Consider the following 15803-nt stretch of genomic DNA (forward strand, 5'->3'; position numbering starts at 1 on the left):
GCTCTTTAGGCGTATAGTCCACAAATCCTCAGCGTCGTCGAAACGCTACTGTTTGAACGCCAAAGGCGTCACTATTGGAGCGAAGAGGAGCGCGGCGAGTTTGCTGCGTACATCGCAGAGAACCCAGCCGCTGGAGATGTCGTGCCCGAATCCGGCGGAATTCGCAAAGTGCGTTCGCGGCAAGCAGGCTCGGGCAAGTCGGGTGGTGTGCGGGTGATTTACTTCACTCGCCTCACTGAAGGTGAGGTGGTCTTACTCACTTTGTATGCGAAAGCGAAGACCGACAACCTCACCGGCCCCAAGTTGAAGGAGATCCGCCGTGCCCTTGAAGAATAAACCCCTTACCAAGGCTGAACTTGAAGCCTACGAAGCAACGCGCGACCTTGCGGAAGAGCTTTTGCAGTCGGTGCGCGAGATGAAAGCCGGTCAAGTTTCCGTCGTCACGTCGCCGGTCATTGAGGCGCGTAAGAAAACCGGCCTGTCACAGTCACAGTTTGCGGCACTGCTGGGTGTTTCTGTTCGCACCTTGCAAGGATGGGAGCAAGGGCGCAAGCAGCCGAGCGGTGCCGCTCGTACATTACTGGCCATCGCGAGCACGAATCCGCAAGCAGTGTTGGCCGTTGCGGCAAAATAGCGTCCGGTCGGAGCGGGGCCCAATCGGGTAGCCGGAGGTTTCTCTCCTTCGGCCCCCACACCACCCACCGTGCGGGTCCGCAGTGGGCGGTTCAACGAGTTGGCGCGCTCGACGAAGTGACTTGAGCCGAGTAGCCCTGGGCCTTGCACCACAGCACCTTGTCGCTCCAGCGGGTCTTCGTGTCGCGCAGGGTGAATCCGAGGAAACGGCAATCACTCATCGGCGCCACCTTGGTCTTGGCAGGATTGACCTTGAGTTTGAGGCGGGTCTCCAGGTAACGCGTGAGATTCTGCATCACGCGCTCCCCGGCCCGCTGGCTTTTGACCAGAATGACCCTATCGTCCGCATAGCGGGCAAAGCGATGGCCCCGCCTTTCGAGTTCCTTGTCGAACTGGTCCAGCAGAATGTTTGCCAAAAGTGGCGAAAGCGGACCGCCCTGGGGCTCGATGCCGAGAAGGTCGGCTCGAAGATCGGTGTCAGGACGTGCGCGATGGCTTGCTGGATGACCCGGTCCAGGATGGTCGGGATGCCCAGCAGCCGTTCGCCCCCGTCCGGCTTCGGGATGGCTACCCGACGCACCGGCTGCGGGGCGTATCGCCCTTGTTCGATCTGCTCGCGCACGTCCAGCCAGTGGTTCCGGGCGTAGGCGGGAAAGTCCTCAAGGCGAACGCCATCGATTCCTGGCGCTCCCCGGTTGGCCTTCACCCACTTCCACGCCCGCCACAGGTTGTCGCGGGCCAGTACGGCGTCGAGTAGATCGGGTGTTACGTTGGTCACTTCGTCTTGGTTCAAGGCTCGGGTCGCGCCAGCCGCCGCGCCATCTCCCCCCGGTCGGGGTCATCAATGCCGTCGAGGTCGTCACGTCTGTTCCTTGTGTTTCGTTGTTCGGCCCTGCAGCCGCCCGACTCCCGGCCACCTACTAGGGCTTCTGCTGACTCCTGACCGCTGACGACGACGATTGCTCGCCGCCGCGCCAGGCCTCTTCGCTTCGCTCGCTGCCCTGTTCGCTCGTCTGCGGCCGGCAGCTTGCCGCAACGCCAGGACCTTCTTCCATAGCAGCGGTCCGCACTGCTCCTGCGAAACGTCGAGACATCGCTCACCGATCAGGTCTCCCCAGGTAAGAACGAGATGTTTCCGCTCACCAGCGCTGCATTTACCTTAGGCGCCGTACCGGTGGGCTTCGCTGTCATGTGCCAGCTCGCCTCGGCTCCCTCGGTCTTCTATGCAGTTCCTGTCCGTCGCCGCGCACGTTTGCGCTCCGGCTGACAGCCGCTCACAGCGCTCGCGTCGTTCAAGCGGGCAGGCGCGTGCGCCTGCAAACCCCGCTTTCACCCTTCAGACAAGTCCTCGCGGCCTTGCCCTTGCCTTCGGCTAGTGGTTATCATGGCTTCATCATGAAGTCACGTCGGTACTCCCACAGGGGACTTCCACCCCATCACATCGCGCCCATGCTGGGCGCACACCCATCATTCCACCGGACGCTGCGCGATAAAGCCGCGCATCGCCGGTGAATTCAAACGTTAGACCCCGCGAGCTAGGACATGGACGCTTTCTGGGCCGAATCGAGATACTTCACAGGGCCCCTTCTCACGGAGGGGATGATTCGCGCGGCAGAACGTGGCCTTGGCTACAGGTTGCCGGAGGCTTACCTCCGGCTCTTGAAGTCTCAGAACGGCGGTGAGCCTCGGCGAGACTGCTTTCCAACTTCCTCTGCAACGTCATGGGCCAAGGACCACATTGCCGTCGTCGGCATTCGAGGCATCGGGGGCGAATGGGGAATTGACTCTCCCACGTTGGGCAGTGCCGCGATGATCGAACAGTGGGGCTATCCAAACATAGGCGTGGTCGTCGGAGAGTGTCCGTCTGCGGGTCATGATGTTGTAATGCTCGACTACAGCGTTTCGGGAAATCAAGGCGAGCCCCGCGTTGTTCACGTGGAGACCGAATGCGAAACGCCGTGCGTCACGCTACTGGCCGAGAACTTTCAGTCGTTCATTGAGGGGCTTGTAGATGGCGGCGTCTATGCGGGCGAGGTCTAACATCCCGCTCCAGAGGGACGCTACGCCGGCAAGCCGGCTTCGCGCCTCAGAGCTAGCACTTTAGGCGTCACAGGAGACACCCTTGCACCTCGATCTCTGGCTAGCGTTTATCGCCGCCGCGATGGTTCTGCTTGCGATCCCCGGACCTACGATCCTCACCGTGATCAGCTACTCAGCCTCGCATGGCAAGAGGGCCACATTGCCGCTCATCGCAGGTGTCGCCCTTGGCGACTCAACTGCTCTCTTCCTCTCCTTGGTCGGTCTTGGCGCGCTCCTTGCCGCTTCAGCACTCTGGTTCAACGTCGTCAAGTGGGCTGGTGGGCTCTACCTCCTGTATCTCGGGTTCAAGATGCTTCGCGCAGGAACCTCGGGTCAAGCAGCCGTGGCCCCTCCTGCTCCAGAGTCCTTGCTGCGCCTGTTTCTGAACACGTATGCGGTTACCGCGCTCAACCCCAAGGGCATCGTCTTCTTCATCGCGTTCCTGCCGCAGTTCCTCAATCCAACCGCGCCCGCGGCACCGCAGCTTTGGGTACTTGGCACGACGTTCGTCGTTCTCGCGGCCATCAACGCCACGCTCTATGCCACGTTCGCGAGCGCCGCTCGTCGCATGCTTGAGTCCCCCCGAGCCCAGCGTAGATTCAATCTTCTCGGTGGCTCTCTCATATGCGCGGCTGGCGCGTGGGCACTGCTCGCCAAGCGCCAGCCGCAGTGACGCCAACAACCGCATCAACTCGGACTGGCAATTCCGCTCCGCTCCATTGCCATCCGGTTATGCGGAGCGTTGGGCTCCACAAAAATCTCGCCACTTGAGGCTGAAATGAGTTCATGATTTATCGAATCTCGTTGGCGCTTGGTGGTTATTCCTGGAACACCAAGGAGTTTCAGTTATGACTTACTCTGGACAGTGCTTATGTGGCGCCATTCGCTATCAGCTCTCGGGTGAACCAAAGGTCGTTGCCTTGTGCCACTGCAGCGACTGCCGACGAAGCGCAGGCGCGCCCATGGTGGCTTGGGCGATGTTTCCCGAAACTGCCTTGACCTTGATGAAAGGGCAGCCGAAGACGATTAACTCGTCAGGTACTGCTCTGAGGAGTTTCTGCGCAGACTGCGGGAGCGGGTTGTTCTACCGGAATCCAGGAGTACTCCCTGGAATTGTCGACGTACAGTCCTCAACGCTTGATGATCCTGAAGCACTACCACCAACAGTGCAAATACAGACGGCCGAACGACTCAACTGGATGAAGCATATTCATGAACTTCCTGAGTTCGAGAGATTTCCAGTGTAGGCCGAAGGTGACGCCCAGCCCGTCGGTCGACCCCGTCGCTTCGCTCTCTGGACGCTACGCGATAGAGCCCCGCAGCGCCGGTCCCCTTTACGTTAGACATCGCAGGAGCCCTCGTGGAAGTCATTCTCAATTCCAGCCATAAGGCGATGGCAGAGCGAAGCGTCCTCTGCTGGCTGGCAACCGCTGACGAAAGCGGCCAACCCAATGTTTCTCCGAAGGAGGTTTTTGCAGTTGCGGATGACAAACACATCGTCGTAGCCAACATCGCGTCTCCGGGATCGGCGAAGAATATCCATATCAACGCAAAGGTATGCCTGAGCTTTATCGATGTGTTCGCCCAAAAGGGATTCAAGGTTTTCGGCGTAGCGAGTGACGTAACGCCAGAAGCAGCCGAGTATTTCCGCTGGGTAGAACCGCTGCGCATGATGGCAGGCGACCGCTTCCCAATTCACAGTGTTTTCGTGGTGCGAGCGACAGCAGTTGAACCGATCATTGCACCCAGTTACCGGCTTTACCCTTCGGAGACAACGGAAGCATCACAGGTTCAGGCAGCACTTCGCACCTATGGAGTTAGGGAAGTGGGCGGCAATGTCTAACATCCCGCGCCAGAGGGACGCAGCAATTCCTGGAATTCGCCTAATCGTTCGGCGTCACGGCAATTACCGTACCTCTACCACCTGAAAGGGAATGCCATGGCCAAGCTGCCAGGTCGCTCCAAAAACGATCCGTGGAAGCTGAAGACGGCTCCGGGTACTTCCGAGTACACGATGCATACCGACGACAAGGACGGCAGCAAGATCCTCGTCTGTACGGTGGGCAATACAGTGCTGCACTACGATGCGCGGTGCATGGACGACCTGCACGCCATGCTCACGAAGGCAGGCGACTGGGTGGAACTTGGCGGAGCCGATGAGCAGAAGCCAGCCAAAGAAGGAACCGTCGAGGCCTGGGGGCGTTCTGAAGCGAACCCGGTCGGTGGCTGGTATGGCCTGAAGAAGGGCTTGCGCGGCCGCTTCGAAGTCTATTTTCTGGCAACGGGCGACAGTCATCCCTGCGCCGCTCACTGAAACCGCTGCCGGGCGAACCTCACGAAGAGGCCGTCCGTCGCGCTGGCGAGGTATCTATCACGACCCGCAACCCGTACTCGCCCCAGCCGGCTTGCCATCGATCTCGCGCAGGGCAGCATTCTCTCCGCGTTCAAGGTTGATTACACTCTGGCCTTCATGAGCTTCTGAACGGAACGGTATGTACCTACCGCAGCATTTTGAAGAAACGCGGGCGGAAGAGCTTCACCGCGTGATCCGCGAGTACCCGCTCGGGGTGCTCGTAGTCAATGGGCCACGCGGCCTCGATGCCAATCATCTGCCTTTCGCGTTGAGACCGGATGACGGCGAGCGCGGACATCTGCTCGCTCATGTCGCGCGGGCCAATCCCTTGTGGCAGGAGGCGACGGATGGCGACGAAGCGCTCGTGATCTTTCGTGCTGCCAATGCCTATATCTCGCCCAACTGGTATCCGAGCAAGCACGAGTTTCACCGGCAAGTGCCAACCTGGAACTACCAGGCGGTGCACGTTCACGGAAGGATCAGGATTCGCGATGACGAAAGGTTCGTGCGCGGTGTCGTGGCCCGCCTCACGCGGGTGAATGAGGCGCGCACCGGCTCCGATAAGCCCTGGAAGATGACCGATTCGTCACGGGAGTATATCGATCAGATGCTGTCAGCCATTGTGGGCATCGAGATCGAGATCACCCAGCTGGTCGGGAAGTGGAAGCTTAGCCAGAACCGCGAGGAGCGAGATCGCATCAACGCCGCTGAGGAGTTGCGCCAGCGCGGCGAACACCCCACATCCGCGGCGATGCTGGCTGCGTCAGGCAATGGAAGCTGATGGCGCCCGCTGAGCGTCGACTTTGGACGCAAGGCCTGCCCGAGTTCTGAACCTTCGTATCCACCCCCAAGTCCCCCGGCCTACCACTCTCGCTGCAGGCGCTTAAGGCGCCCTGTTACCTGCACCGGGCCACACAGTGGAAGGTGTGGGCCTGCTGGGCCTGACGCTGGCGCTTGTAGTCGCCGGCCCCGCTTATGGGGAATGGAAGTGGTACGCTTGCAACAGAGGCAGGCTGTATCGGAGCCTCATGGCCGATGGCGGCATCCTTTTGTGGGAACCGGATCCAGGAACCTGCGGTCCAGGTCCAGCGCAATGCGATAGCCTGCCTTGACGCCGGTCTGTAGCGGCCGAATCCCCTGGTATGCGGCTGGGTCGGAATCCCACGCTCGATGCCGAGAAGGTCGGCTCGAAGATCGGCGCAAGCACCTGGGCGATGACTTGCTTGGTGACCCGGTCCAGAAGAATCGGCATGCCCAGCAGCCGCTCTCCCCCGTCTGGCTTCGAAATGGCTAGCCGCTCGCAGGGCTCGCATCCTTCAAGCGGGCAGACGCCTGCGCCTGCACCCCCCGCATTCCCCCTTCATACAAGACCTCGCGGCCTTGCCCTTGCCCTTGCCTTCAGCTAGTGGTTATCATGGCTTCATCATGAAGTGACGTCGACACGCCCCCAGGGGACGGAACTCCTGGACGGTTTGCGTTCTTTTCTGGGTTGAAGCATCAGATCCGTTCAAGGAGAAAGCACGTGCCCTTAATCAATCGCAGTTCGATGTCGATCTACTGGCGTATCTTTACGCCAGTAGATCGGACTCGCGCGTCGGGTATTGCCCCCGCTTATGAAGGAATGCTCGCGCCTGGTGGCCAGGCCGGAATCGGTTACAGCGCTTCGCAGTTTCAGCTGGAGATTCGTGATCGGCCACCCCTTTCATTGATTCCACCAAGTCGCATTCTCGTGCCCGCGGGCCCACCGGGAATCGTTGGCGAACTTTATCGCTCCAGCGACCTGCTCGAGTACCTGGGTGGAGCCGAGTTGCGCTTGACGACCCAGGAGCGCGCCGACGTGCCAGGCTTTCTGCCGAGCACCCACGGCTTCAGGTTCACCAATAGTTTTCCCGTCAACACGGCGCACGTAAGCGTTCGCGTTGGCAATGTGGACATGGCAATCGGCGATGCGGCGAACGGGCTGTGCGGCGGAATGGTGTACGCGGTGCGTGACTATTTCCACGCGGGCATGCCGATCCCGTCGCACAAGGCGGGGCCGGTCTCGGGAGTGCTCTACGACTACTTGGTCAGCCGTCTGTACGACAGTTTCGACGGCCTCGGATGGACGGAGTACCTCCGTTTGATGAGCCCGGGGTGCGGCGCTGGCGAGCGGGCACGAACAGCGTATTTCACCGCGCTGCACAGCATCGAAACCAATATCAGGAATGGTGCGCCGTCGCCGATCGGCCTCGTGCAGGTGAACACCGACGATCCTTTGCAAGTGGGCAACAATCACCAGGTCCTGGTGTACGGCTTCGAGAGAAACGGGCGCCGCGTACGTTTGCGAATCTACGACCCGAACCACCCTGGGCGCGATGACATCACGCTGAGCTTCGACACGGGCGTGACCCCGCCGATCTTCTCCTATAGTGTGCCTCCAGGCGGCGATGGAAGGATCTACACGTTCTTTTCCCACCAGTATCACCAGCGGCAACCTCCGCCTGCCGATCAGGTCCCGCCCTGGATCGACTTTCCGGTTCCCAACCCGCTGGCCGAAGGCACGAGCAATATCATCGTGGCAAATAACTGGTTGGGCCTGCTGCGGATTGAGCGGGCATTCGGAAGCCGGTTCAACGGGACCCTTTATGGTCAACGCATGGAAGGTGAGTGGAATCCAAGTACGCGCGCCATTCGCTTGACACGTTTTCTTGGCCCTGGCTACGAGCAGATCTATACCGGTACCCTCGAGATGGACCCTTCGACACGCACTTTGACGGGCACACTTTCAGGGCACTTCCAGGAGGTTCGCAACGGCGTGACCGAGCCGACCGCCTATGCTTGGCGTGCCGCACCACGCTTGCTGGTCGACGGCAACGGCTGGCTCACGGAATTGCGCCTGCACCACATCGATGGCAATGGCGCCATCGCGGGTGAGATGTACGGTGAAGCAGTGACCGGACGCTGGGAGCAAAGTGCCCAACGGTTGTACCTGACGCGCCGCTCTCCGGATCCCAACTACGTGCAGGAATGGACCGGCCGCCGCACTGATGGCTTGGCTTTCGCAGGTGACTTCCAGGAGGTGCTCGGCGGCATTCGGCAGGCGCGCCAGTATCGCTGGATGGCCTTCGACCGGCGTTGAAAGCAGAAAGGCATTGTTCAACCAGGTGCACCAGGACCGACGCATGGCGCGGCCGAGAGCGCATTGCCCGGATGCCAACCGGTGGCGCCTGATCAATCGCTTCCTGAAGGCGGGCGTGCGCACCGCGGGTAAGTTGCACCCGACGACTCCCGCCCTGCCTCAAGGTGGTGCTCTCTCGCCGGTGCTGGCCAGCGCGGTGCGGATGCTGCACGATGAAGCCGCAGCGCCGGTCAATTGAAACCTTGCCCCGGTGGCAGGCAATCGGCGCGTGCCGAATGCGTCGGAACTTCAGGAGGGCGGTTTGTGGCTGGTCTGGAAGCACATTATTCTGCCGGTGATATCGAGGCGCGAATCCTGGCGGCCGTCCGCGCAGCCGGATTGAATCCCGAGCAACGGCTGCTGCCCAGGGAACTGGGGGCGCTTGACCATTTCCACACCGGCGGAGTCCGCGCTTCCCGCGAGCTGCTGGCGCTGGCGCAGATTCGGGCCGAAGATCGCGTGCTCGATATTGGCGCCGGACTGGCCGGTCCCGCCCGGCTACTCGCTTCCGTGCTCGGCTGTCGCGTCGATTGTCTCGAAATGTCGCCCGATTTCTGCGCCGCTGCGGTACTGCTGAATCGGCTGACGGGCCTTGACGAGCGAATCAAAGTGCACCAAGGCAACGCTCTCGGCCTGCCTTTTCCAGACGACTCGTTTGATGTCGTCTGGATGCAGAATGTCGGCATGAACATCGCGGACAAGCAGAAGCTCTACGGGGAGATCCGCCGCGTCCTCAAGCCTGGCGGCCGGTACGCCTTCCAGGAGATGGCCGCTGGCGAAGCGGCGACGTCCTATTTTCCGCTTCCGTGGGCCACCGACCCGGCCGACAGCTTCCTGGTCTCGGCCGAAGAGATGCGCTGGCTGCTCGGCGAGCTCGGGTTTATCGCTGAACTGTTCGAGGATACCAGCCAAGCCCACTTGAACATGGCTGCCGCAGACACTGCGCCGAACCCGCTGACTTTGGGGGTGTACGTCGACAATCTCGCGCAAAAGGCAGGCAACGCGAGGCGCAGCCTTCAGGAGGGCCAGATCCGCCTGATCAGAGGGGTCTTCCGGGCGAAATGAGTCAGCGCGCGGCGTCCGGTACGCCCGAAACTCCACCCGCAGCAAGGGCTGCTACGCTGATCCAGCCTCTCGCCTGCCCATCACAACGTCTTGAGATACTCCACCAGAGCCTCCTTCTCGGCCGCCGATCACCGGCAAATCCTTTTGGCGACTCTGGTACGGGTTGAAGGAGGAACTGCGCGGGCCCTCTGGCGTCTACATTTTGCCGCTTATGGAATAACTTGGCCTCTGTGAGCTGGCGCACAACGCCAGGAACAATCGCAGGCGAGCTCGGTGATGTTCAATCCACGCTTCCAGGCGACGTCCCCCCAAGGCTCTGGCCTTGCTGGCGGGCAGCCTTTGATGCTGGCCCTAATGTGCGTAGTGAGTGACCGAGCCGACGTACGTGAATGGGGGAATTCAATGTCTGACATGATTCTGTTGGGTACGCGCAAGGGCACCATCATCTTCGACCGGATCCATTCCAGCTGGCGTCCGCGCCCCATTGCGCATGCGGGGATTCCCGTTTGTTACGCGGCGCGCGATCCGCGTGATGGCACGCTGTGGGCTAGTCTGGATCATGGCCACTGGGGGCCCAAGCTGGCACGTTCGCGTGACGGCGGCGCAGCCTGGGAGGATGTGACGGCGATCAAGTATCCCGCGGGCGCACGCTACATCGTCAAGTACCTGCCTACCCCGGATTTCGATCCGGCCGCACCGTCCGCCCGGCCCGAGTATGCCGATGCGAGCATCTACAAGATCTGGGCCATTGCCTTTGGCCCTGCCAGCCAGCCGGGCAGGCTGTATGCCGGTACGATCCCTGGTGGGTTGTTCGTCAGTGACGATGGCGGCGATAGCTGGGAACTCAACCAACCGCTTTGGAACCACGAGAGTCGCGGAGGCGATTTATTCGCCGGCGATGCGACGACTGAAAACCGCTGGCATGGCACGCCCGCGAGCATCGATTACGGCGTGTTCGAACCCGGCATTCATTCCATCCTGGTCGATCCGCGCGATGCGGATCATGTCCATGTCGCGGTATCGACCGCCGGTGTCATCGAGACCACCGATGGCGGACGAACCTGGGCGGCTCGTAATCGCGGCATGTTGATGGACTATCTTCCGAACGCGGCAGCCGACTGGGGCCACGACCCGCACTTCGTGACCGGATGCCCCGGGCAGCCGGATCATCTCTGGCAGCAAAACCACTGCGGTGTTTTCTACAGTGACGACGCGGCCCGCAGCTGGAAGAAAGTCAGCATGCCCGCTGCGGGTGTGCATTTCGGTTTTCCCATCGCAGCGGATGCGAATGACGGGCGTACGGCGTGGGTCGTGCCGGCACGCGCGGATTCGGAACGTATGGCGATCGATGGCGGCCTGTTCGTTGCCCGGACGACCGATGGCGGGCAGTCATGGCAAGCTCTTCGACAAGGTCTGCCGCAGGCGAATGCCTACGACATTGTCTTGCGGCATGGCCTCGATGTGGCGGGCGATCGTTTATGCTTTGGTAGCTCGACGGGGAATGTCTATGTGTCGGAAGACCGTGGCGAATCCTGGCAATGCCTCGGCAACAATCTGCCACCGGTGTATTCAGTACGATTCGGCTGAACGCCCCGTGCCTGTTGTTCAGATGACGCAACATCTCTACCGGTTCTTCCCGCAACTGGCGAACCGGACGATTACGGTGCCCGCCGGGTCGATCGCAGACGTTTTGCGCGCCGTCAACGAGATGGCCCCGGGCTTTGCCGATTACGTGCTCGACGAACATGGGGCGTTGCGTCGGCATGTGACGCTCTGCATCGATGACACGATCGTGATTGACCGAAAGACGCTCTCGGATCGTGTCCCCGAAAGCGGGACGGTTTACATTTTCCAGGCCTTGAGCGGAGGCTAGGAAGTGATTTGGGACCTACCCTGTTTCCCTCGCGGCCACTGCGTAGGCGAAAACCAGGCCAACAGGAGCCAAGCTCGGTTTGTTTCGATAGCCCCAAAAAAGAGCGGCATCATGGAGCAAGCACCCCAAGAGCCTGACCGCCAGCTCGACGAAAACCGACAGGCTGAATCGCAAGTCCAGATGCTGGCGCCTCTGATTTGCCGTCATTTCTATTCGAAACTCTCGTACTGTACGCGACTGGCCGGGATTCCGAGTTGGCTTGCCGCCGCTCGGGCAGCCTCGATCAAGCGACCAGGACCACAGACGTAAAACAGCGCGCGTGGCGGGGCCGACGCCAATGTCGCGTGAAGATCAAGGCGGGTTCCGCCCGGCGTACGCGTGAAATACAGGTGCAACCGCCCGGGAAACTCGATCGCCAGCTGGTCCCGGTAGGCCATGTCGGCGGCAGTCCTGCCGCTGTAGTGGAATTCGAATGAACTGCCCCGCGCCTTGAGGGCCTGGGCCATGGCCCTGATAGGCGTGATCCCTATGCCGCCGGCGACCAGCACGGCGTGACGATCATCATCATGGAGCGGGAAGTGATTGACCGGCGGCTCCAGTGCGAGCCGGGTCCCGATATGCCATGTGGCGTGGATGGCAGCAGACCCGCCGCGTCCGGCTTCCTCGCGCAGGACGGCAATCTCGTACATGTCTCGCCGCTGCGGATGCGAGGCCAGCGAATACTGTCGGGTGACTTGCGAGCCGTCAGCCAGCCGCACCGGCACGGCGAGATGCGCGCCCGCGGTGACGGGCGGCAGGTCGCTCCAGTCGAGTGCCCGCAGTTGATAGGCTCGCACGCGCGGTGTCATCTGGCACATGCCGGTGACGACAAGCTTGAGCGCGCCGCTGCCGATTTCTGCGACGGTTGTGGCGGCGCTCTCGACGTGTCCGGCTTCCGGCTTCCAGTCGTTGGCACGGTCACGGACTTCCCGCTCGGTGAAGCGCGGCGTGATGTATTTCGGGCAATTCCAGTCGAATGCCTCCACCGTAATGATCACAGCGCGTTCGACACGCGCCCGATAGTCGGGCGACTCAACGCTGGCAACGAGGGCCGGCTCCTTGTCTTCGTCAACCAGTCGTGCCCGGCCCCAGATCTTGAGCCGCCGCTGGCCGGGATAGTCCATCAGGAACAGGCTGACCCGGTCATCTCCGTCGAGGTTGCCGACCGAGATGTACTGACGGTTGCCGGTAAAATCGGCATAGCCGATCGTCTGCGGACCGAGGACCTTCAGGAAGCCAGTGGGACCACCGCGGTGCTGGACGTAAGGCCAGCCGTTCTGGCCTACGGTGCCCTGGTAAAAGCTGTCACGAGCCCCGATGAATTCGACTTCGTAGGGGCCAAGTTCGACCACTTCGGCATCACCCAATTCAGCCGTGCGGTAGGCGTCGCGACTGCCCATCCGCACTTGCGCCGCTTGAACGTTCGGGGTGAAGGCTATCTTGGCAAAGGCACGGGCCATGAGGAATCTCCTTTCTGCCGGGGGGCATCCCCCCGGGATCGGTCTAAGGAATCAGGCGGCAAGCTTCAATTCGACTTTCGGAAAGTCGATGTCGACGCGCCCGGCCTTGCCCAGCAGGTTGGTCAGGATGTTCATACCGACGTGGGTAATGACTTCGACAATGTCGGATTCGCTGTATCCGGCCGTGCGCATTTCCAGCAGTTCGGCGGTGGTGACTTCGCCCATGTGGGCAACCAGGGAGCGGGCAAACCTGACGGCGACTGCCGCCTTTTCATCCCCGCTGGTGCCGGAGCGGTTGGCTTCGATCTCGGCGCCGTCAAGGCCCGCCTTGCGGCCGATCGCCGTGTGCGCCGACAGGCAGTACTCGCAACTGTTCTGCTGGGCCAGGGCAAGGGCGATGCGTTCGCGCGTCTGCGGGTCGAGCGAACCGTCGCTTGCGATGCCATGCAGGCCCAGGAAGGCCTTGAGGGCGGCCGGCGAGTTGGCAAAGACCTTGAGGAAGTTGGGCACCATGCCAAGCTGGGCATGGATGGCGTCGTAAAGGGCCTGCTGTTCCGGATTGGCCGATTCGGCGGTAACGATGTTGATGCGTGCCATGATGTTTCTCCTGTTTGGGGTTGGGTGTGACGACGTGGTGTCGACGGTTGCCAATTTACGGAATTCCCCGCAAAAGAAGAATAGCTATAGAATGCAATTCACTGTTTCATTGACAGGAATAATCTGTGGATCGATTCCATCTCATGATGGTGTTTGTTGCCGTGGCGGAAGAGGAGGGCTTTGCGGTCGCGGCGCGGCGGCTGCGCATGTCCCCACCGGCCGTGACCCGGGCCATTGCCGTCCTTGAGGAACGACTGGGCGTGCGGCTGCTCACACGCACCACGCGTCTGGTGCGGACCACCGATGCCGGCGCCCGCTACCTGGAGGACGCGCGGCGCATCCTGCTCGAGGCCGACGAGGCCGACGAAGCGGCGGCCGGCGTCAATGCCACGCCGCGCGGACATCTTGCGGTCACAGCGCCGGTGCTGTTCGGGAGGATCTACGTAATGCCCGTGATCACGGCCTACCAGATGACATACAAGGAAACCACGGTGTCAGCGCTGTTCATCGATCGCGTGGTCAACCTGGTGGAGGAAGGTCTTGATGTCGGTATCCGCATTGGCCCGTTGCCCGATTCTTCGCTGCGAGCAATTCGCGTCGGCCAGGTGCGTCGTATCGTCTGCGCATCACCGGCCTACCTGAAGGAGTACGGCAGCCCCACATCTCCTGCGGACCTTGCGCGGCATTCGATCATTGCCGCCACATCGGTGTCTGCCGGTTCGGAATGGGCGTTCGCCAAGGGGAAAGAAAGGATCGGCGTCCGGCTCAGTCCACGCATTCTGGTGAATACCAATGACGGCGCGCTCGAAGCCGCCAAGAGCGGGTTTGGCCTGACACGGCTGCTGTCGTATCAGGTGGCCAACGAACTGGCAGCAGGCACGCTACAGACGGTGCTGACGGAGTTTGAAGAGGCTTCGCTGCCGGTCCACGTGATTCATCGCGAAGGTCGCCACGGATCAGCCAAAGTCCGGAGCTTTGTCGATCTGACCGTCGAAAAGCTCAGGGCACATACGGCATTGCGGTGAAGTCGCGTACCGCGCGCCGCGCTGATCCAGCCCCTCGCCAGCCGATCACAGCGTCTTCAGATACTCCACCAGGGCCTCCTTCTCGGCCGCCGATAACTGGCTGCCGAACTCGTGTCCCTGGTTGCCGCCGCCCTTGCTGCCGGTGTCGAGCCGGGTGCCGATGCGCTGCGCCTCCGGGGTGTCGCTGACAAAGCCGACCTTGATCGGGTCGTACAGGTCGTAGCCACGCCAGAACACCGTCGGGCGAGCAGTTGCGGGTTCGAGCAGGTCGCGCAGCGTCGGCACCGAACCGTTGTGCAGGTAGGGTGCCTTGAGCCAGATGCCATCGAGGAAGGGAACGATATAGCCCTGCAGGTCCTCCTCGACCAGGCCGCGCCGTTCCAGGCCCATCTCCTTGACGACCTGATTGGCCTTGATCGCGGCGCCCTTGTTCCAGGAATCGAGGCGGCCGCGGTCGGTGCCGACGTCTGCCAGCGGCAGCGGCCGGCCGGTCAGCTCGCTGGCATGGCAGGCGGCGCAGTTGGCGTCGAACAGCAGCTTGCCGCTGTCTGCCCTGGCGGGGTCAATGGGGAAGGGATACTTCGGCGACGGCAGCTCCGAGAGGTAGCCGTGCAGCCATTTGACCTGGCCGACGAAGTCCTCCTTGCTGGCCGGGGCGGCGCCGAGCAGGCCGAGAGCCGAGTCCATGATCACCGAGTAGGCGTCGTGGCTGTCGCCGGCGTAGTTCATGCGATGGCCCCGCTCCCAGACGTATTTCTTGAGATTCCACAGCGACGGCATGTCGGTGGGACCGAAGGTGTCGTCCATCGGGGCGCGGATCATGAAGTACTTGGTGAGGTTCATGGCGTCGTCGCGGCCGCGGCCCCAGTCCGGGAAATCCGGGCGGTAGATCCAGGCGAACTGTGCTTCGCGCTCGAGCAGGCGCTTCTTGGTGATCGGGATGATCAGGAATCGGTAGAGCAGCTTGTCGATCAGGTCGAGCTCGGTGACACGGTTGATTTCAGCCATCAGGATGTCGGCGTTGAAGCGTGGATCCTTGGCGCAGTCGATCAGATAGCGGAAGAAGCCCTCGACGTTGGTGGTGTGCGCAGGGCCACCGACGACGAGCACCGGGTTGGCTTCGGACGACACGCGGTAGCTGGTGGTGTGGCAGACCGCGCAGTTGTTGGCCACGCGCGGGAAGCCGATGGTTTTCTTGGTGAAGCCCACCGGCAACTCCTGGCCTTGCTCCCACGGCACGCCCAGGGCAGCGTAGCCGCCGGGAATGACCTTGCCGTCCTGGGTCAGCTTTTCGGGAAAGATTCGCGGCAGGACGTAGAAAATCCAGTAGGGCACGCCGGCGTCGTGCTCGGCGCCGATTGAGCCGTACTTGAAGCGCATTTCCGGCGTGGCGGTCACCCAGTCGGGCTGCGGATATTCACGGAAACCGCGCTGGTAGCCGATGATCGCGCCGACGATGCCGACCACGATGACGACGATGGCGATGACACTGAACCAGGTCTTGCGGGAAGCGTAGCTCATG

General features: G+C 61.7%; 19 protein-coding genes. 14 read left to right on the forward strand and 5 right to left on the reverse strand.

Annotation, left to right across the window (positions count from 1 at the left end; all coding sequences use genetic code 11):
* Positions 1–24: 24 nt before the first annotated feature.
* Both V5B44_RS21590 and V5B44_RS21595 read left to right on the forward strand, forming a co-directional pair.
* Complete coding sequence (locus V5B44_RS21590) at positions 25–336, forward strand: transcriptional regulator (RefSeq protein ID WP_332361184.1); 312 nt, start codon at positions 25–27, stop codon at positions 334–336.
* Positions 320–634 carry a helix-turn-helix domain-containing protein gene (locus V5B44_RS21595; RefSeq protein ID WP_332361115.1) on the forward strand — a complete coding sequence of 105 codons (315 nt, stop codon included), beginning with the start codon at positions 320–322 and terminating at the stop codon, positions 632–634. The genes V5B44_RS21590 and V5B44_RS21595 overlap by 17 nt, the downstream gene beginning before the upstream one ends.
* 91 nt (positions 635–725) lie before the next feature.
* On the opposite strand, the gene V5B44_RS26880 is transcribed toward V5B44_RS21595, so the two are convergent.
* Together V5B44_RS26880 and V5B44_RS21600 are read right to left on the reverse strand one after the other, a co-directional pair.
* Positions 726–1040 (reverse strand): reverse transcriptase domain-containing protein, encoded by a 315-nt coding sequence (locus V5B44_RS26880; RefSeq protein WP_434735511.1) that lies wholly within the window; start codon positions 1038–1040, stop codon positions 726–728.
* A complete protein-coding gene (locus V5B44_RS21600; protein ID WP_434735513.1) occupies positions 929–1426 on the reverse strand; it encodes a hypothetical protein in 498 nt (165 codons plus the stop codon). The genes V5B44_RS26880 and V5B44_RS21600 overlap by 112 nt, the downstream gene beginning before the upstream one ends.
* An 806-nt stretch (positions 1427–2232) precedes the next feature.
* Here V5B44_RS21600 and V5B44_RS21605 point away from each other — a divergent pair.
* The 11 genes from V5B44_RS21605 to V5B44_RS21655 all read left to right on the forward strand — a co-directional run bounded on the left by V5B44_RS21605 (position 2233) and on the right by V5B44_RS21655 (position 11160).
* Positions 2233–2673 (forward strand): SMI1/KNR4 family protein, encoded by a 441-nt coding sequence (locus V5B44_RS21605; protein ID WP_332361185.1) that lies wholly within the window; start codon positions 2233–2235, stop codon positions 2671–2673.
* Positions 2674–2755: 82 nt separating this feature from the next.
* Positions 2756–3385 (forward strand): LysE family translocator, encoded by a 630-nt coding sequence (locus V5B44_RS21610; protein ID WP_332361116.1) that lies wholly within the window; start codon positions 2756–2758, stop codon positions 3383–3385.
* A 175-nt stretch (positions 3386–3560) separates the two neighbouring features.
* The gene (locus tag V5B44_RS21615) at positions 3561–3959 is read left to right on the forward strand and encodes a GFA family protein (RefSeq protein ID WP_332361117.1); all 399 of its coding nucleotides are present in this window, start codon (positions 3561–3563) and stop codon (positions 3957–3959) included.
* A 113-nt stretch (positions 3960–4072) separates the two neighbouring features.
* Entirely contained in the window at positions 4073–4555 is a 483-nt protein-coding gene (locus tag V5B44_RS21620) for a pyridoxamine 5'-phosphate oxidase family protein (protein WP_434735507.1), read from the forward strand.
* 96 nt (positions 4556–4651) lie between these two features.
* A complete protein-coding gene (locus V5B44_RS21625; protein ID WP_332361118.1) occupies positions 4652–5026 on the forward strand; it encodes a DUF6855 family protein in 375 nt (124 codons plus the stop codon).
* A 178-nt stretch (positions 5027–5204) separates the two neighbouring features.
* On the forward strand, positions 5205–5846 hold the full coding sequence (locus V5B44_RS21630; RefSeq protein WP_332361119.1) for an FMN-binding negative transcriptional regulator: 642 nt from the start codon (positions 5205–5207) through the stop codon (positions 5844–5846).
* A gap of 741 nt (positions 5847–6587) precedes the next feature.
* Positions 6588–8183, forward strand: coding sequence for a hypothetical protein (locus tag V5B44_RS21635; protein WP_332361120.1), 1596 nt, complete (start codon positions 6588–6590; stop codon positions 8181–8183).
* A gap of 43 nt (positions 8184–8226) precedes the next feature.
* On the forward strand, positions 8227–8421 hold the full coding sequence (locus V5B44_RS21640) for a hypothetical protein (protein ID WP_332361121.1): 195 nt from the start codon (positions 8227–8229) through the stop codon (positions 8419–8421).
* 65 nt (positions 8422–8486) lie between these two features.
* Positions 8487–9287 (forward strand): class I SAM-dependent methyltransferase, encoded by an 801-nt coding sequence (locus tag V5B44_RS21645; RefSeq protein WP_332361122.1) that lies wholly within the window; start codon positions 8487–8489, stop codon positions 9285–9287.
* Positions 9288–9689: 402 nt separating this feature from the next.
* A complete protein-coding gene (locus V5B44_RS21650; RefSeq protein ID WP_332361187.1) occupies positions 9690–10874 on the forward strand; it encodes a WD40/YVTN/BNR-like repeat-containing protein in 1185 nt (394 codons plus the stop codon).
* A 7-nt stretch (positions 10875–10881) separates the two neighbouring features.
* Entirely contained in the window at positions 10882–11160 is a 279-nt protein-coding gene (locus V5B44_RS21655; protein ID WP_332361123.1) for a MoaD/ThiS family protein, read from the forward strand.
* Between the two features lie 209 nt (positions 11161–11369).
* Here V5B44_RS21655 and V5B44_RS21660 read toward each other — a convergent pair whose 3' ends face one another.
* Positions 11370–12659, reverse strand: a complete 1290-nt coding sequence (locus tag V5B44_RS21660; RefSeq protein ID WP_332361124.1) for a pyridoxamine 5'-phosphate oxidase family protein — start codon at positions 12657–12659, stop codon at positions 11370–11372.
* Positions 12660–12710: 51 nt separating this feature from the next.
* Entirely contained in the window at positions 12711–13256 is a 546-nt protein-coding gene (locus V5B44_RS21665) for a carboxymuconolactone decarboxylase family protein (RefSeq protein ID WP_332361125.1), read from the reverse strand.
* A 125-nt stretch (positions 13257–13381) separates the two neighbouring features.
* Here V5B44_RS21665 and V5B44_RS21670 point away from each other — a divergent pair, with 125 nt between their 5' ends.
* Positions 13382–14281: a LysR family transcriptional regulator gene (locus tag V5B44_RS21670; protein WP_332361126.1), complete on the forward strand. Its 900-nt coding sequence runs from the start codon at positions 13382–13384 to the stop codon at positions 14279–14281.
* Between the two features lie 45 nt (positions 14282–14326).
* Here V5B44_RS21670 and V5B44_RS21675 read toward each other — a convergent pair whose 3' ends face one another.
* Positions 14327–15802 (reverse strand): hypothetical protein, encoded by a 1476-nt coding sequence (locus tag V5B44_RS21675; protein WP_332361127.1) that lies wholly within the window; start codon positions 15800–15802, stop codon positions 14327–14329.
* Position 15803 lies beyond the last annotated feature (1 nt).

It is taken from the genome of Candidatus Accumulibacter necessarius (assembly GCF_036625085.1).

Coding starts and splice junctions, on each gene's coding strand:
- V5B44_RS21605 (WP_332361185.1), top strand. CDS start 2,233: ATGATTCGCGCGGCAGAACGTGGCCTTGGCTACAGGTTGCCGGAGGCT.
- V5B44_RS21650 (WP_332361187.1), top strand. CDS start 9,690: ATGTCTGACATGATTCTGTTGGGTACGCGCAAGGGCACCATCATCTTC.
- V5B44_RS21615 (WP_332361117.1), top strand. CDS start 3,561: ATGACTTACTCTGGACAGTGCTTATGTGGCGCCATTCGCTATCAGCTC.
- V5B44_RS21640 (WP_332361121.1), top strand. CDS start 8,227: ATGGCGCGGCCGAGAGCGCATTGCCCGGATGCCAACCGGTGGCGCCTG.
- V5B44_RS21630 (WP_332361119.1), top strand. CDS start 5,205: ATGTACCTACCGCAGCATTTTGAAGAAACGCGGGCGGAAGAGCTTCAC.
- V5B44_RS21660 (WP_332361124.1), bottom strand. CDS start 12,659: ATGGCCCGTGCCTTTGCCAAGATAGCCTTCACCCCGAACGTTCAAGCG.
- V5B44_RS21665 (WP_332361125.1), bottom strand. CDS start 13,256: ATGGCACGCATCAACATCGTTACCGCCGAATCGGCCAATCCGGAACAG.
- V5B44_RS21625 (WP_332361118.1), top strand. CDS start 4,652: ATGGCCAAGCTGCCAGGTCGCTCCAAAAACGATCCGTGGAAGCTGAAG.
- V5B44_RS21675 (WP_332361127.1), bottom strand. CDS start 15,802: ATGAGCTACGCTTCCCGCAAGACCTGGTTCAGTGTCATCGCCATCGTC.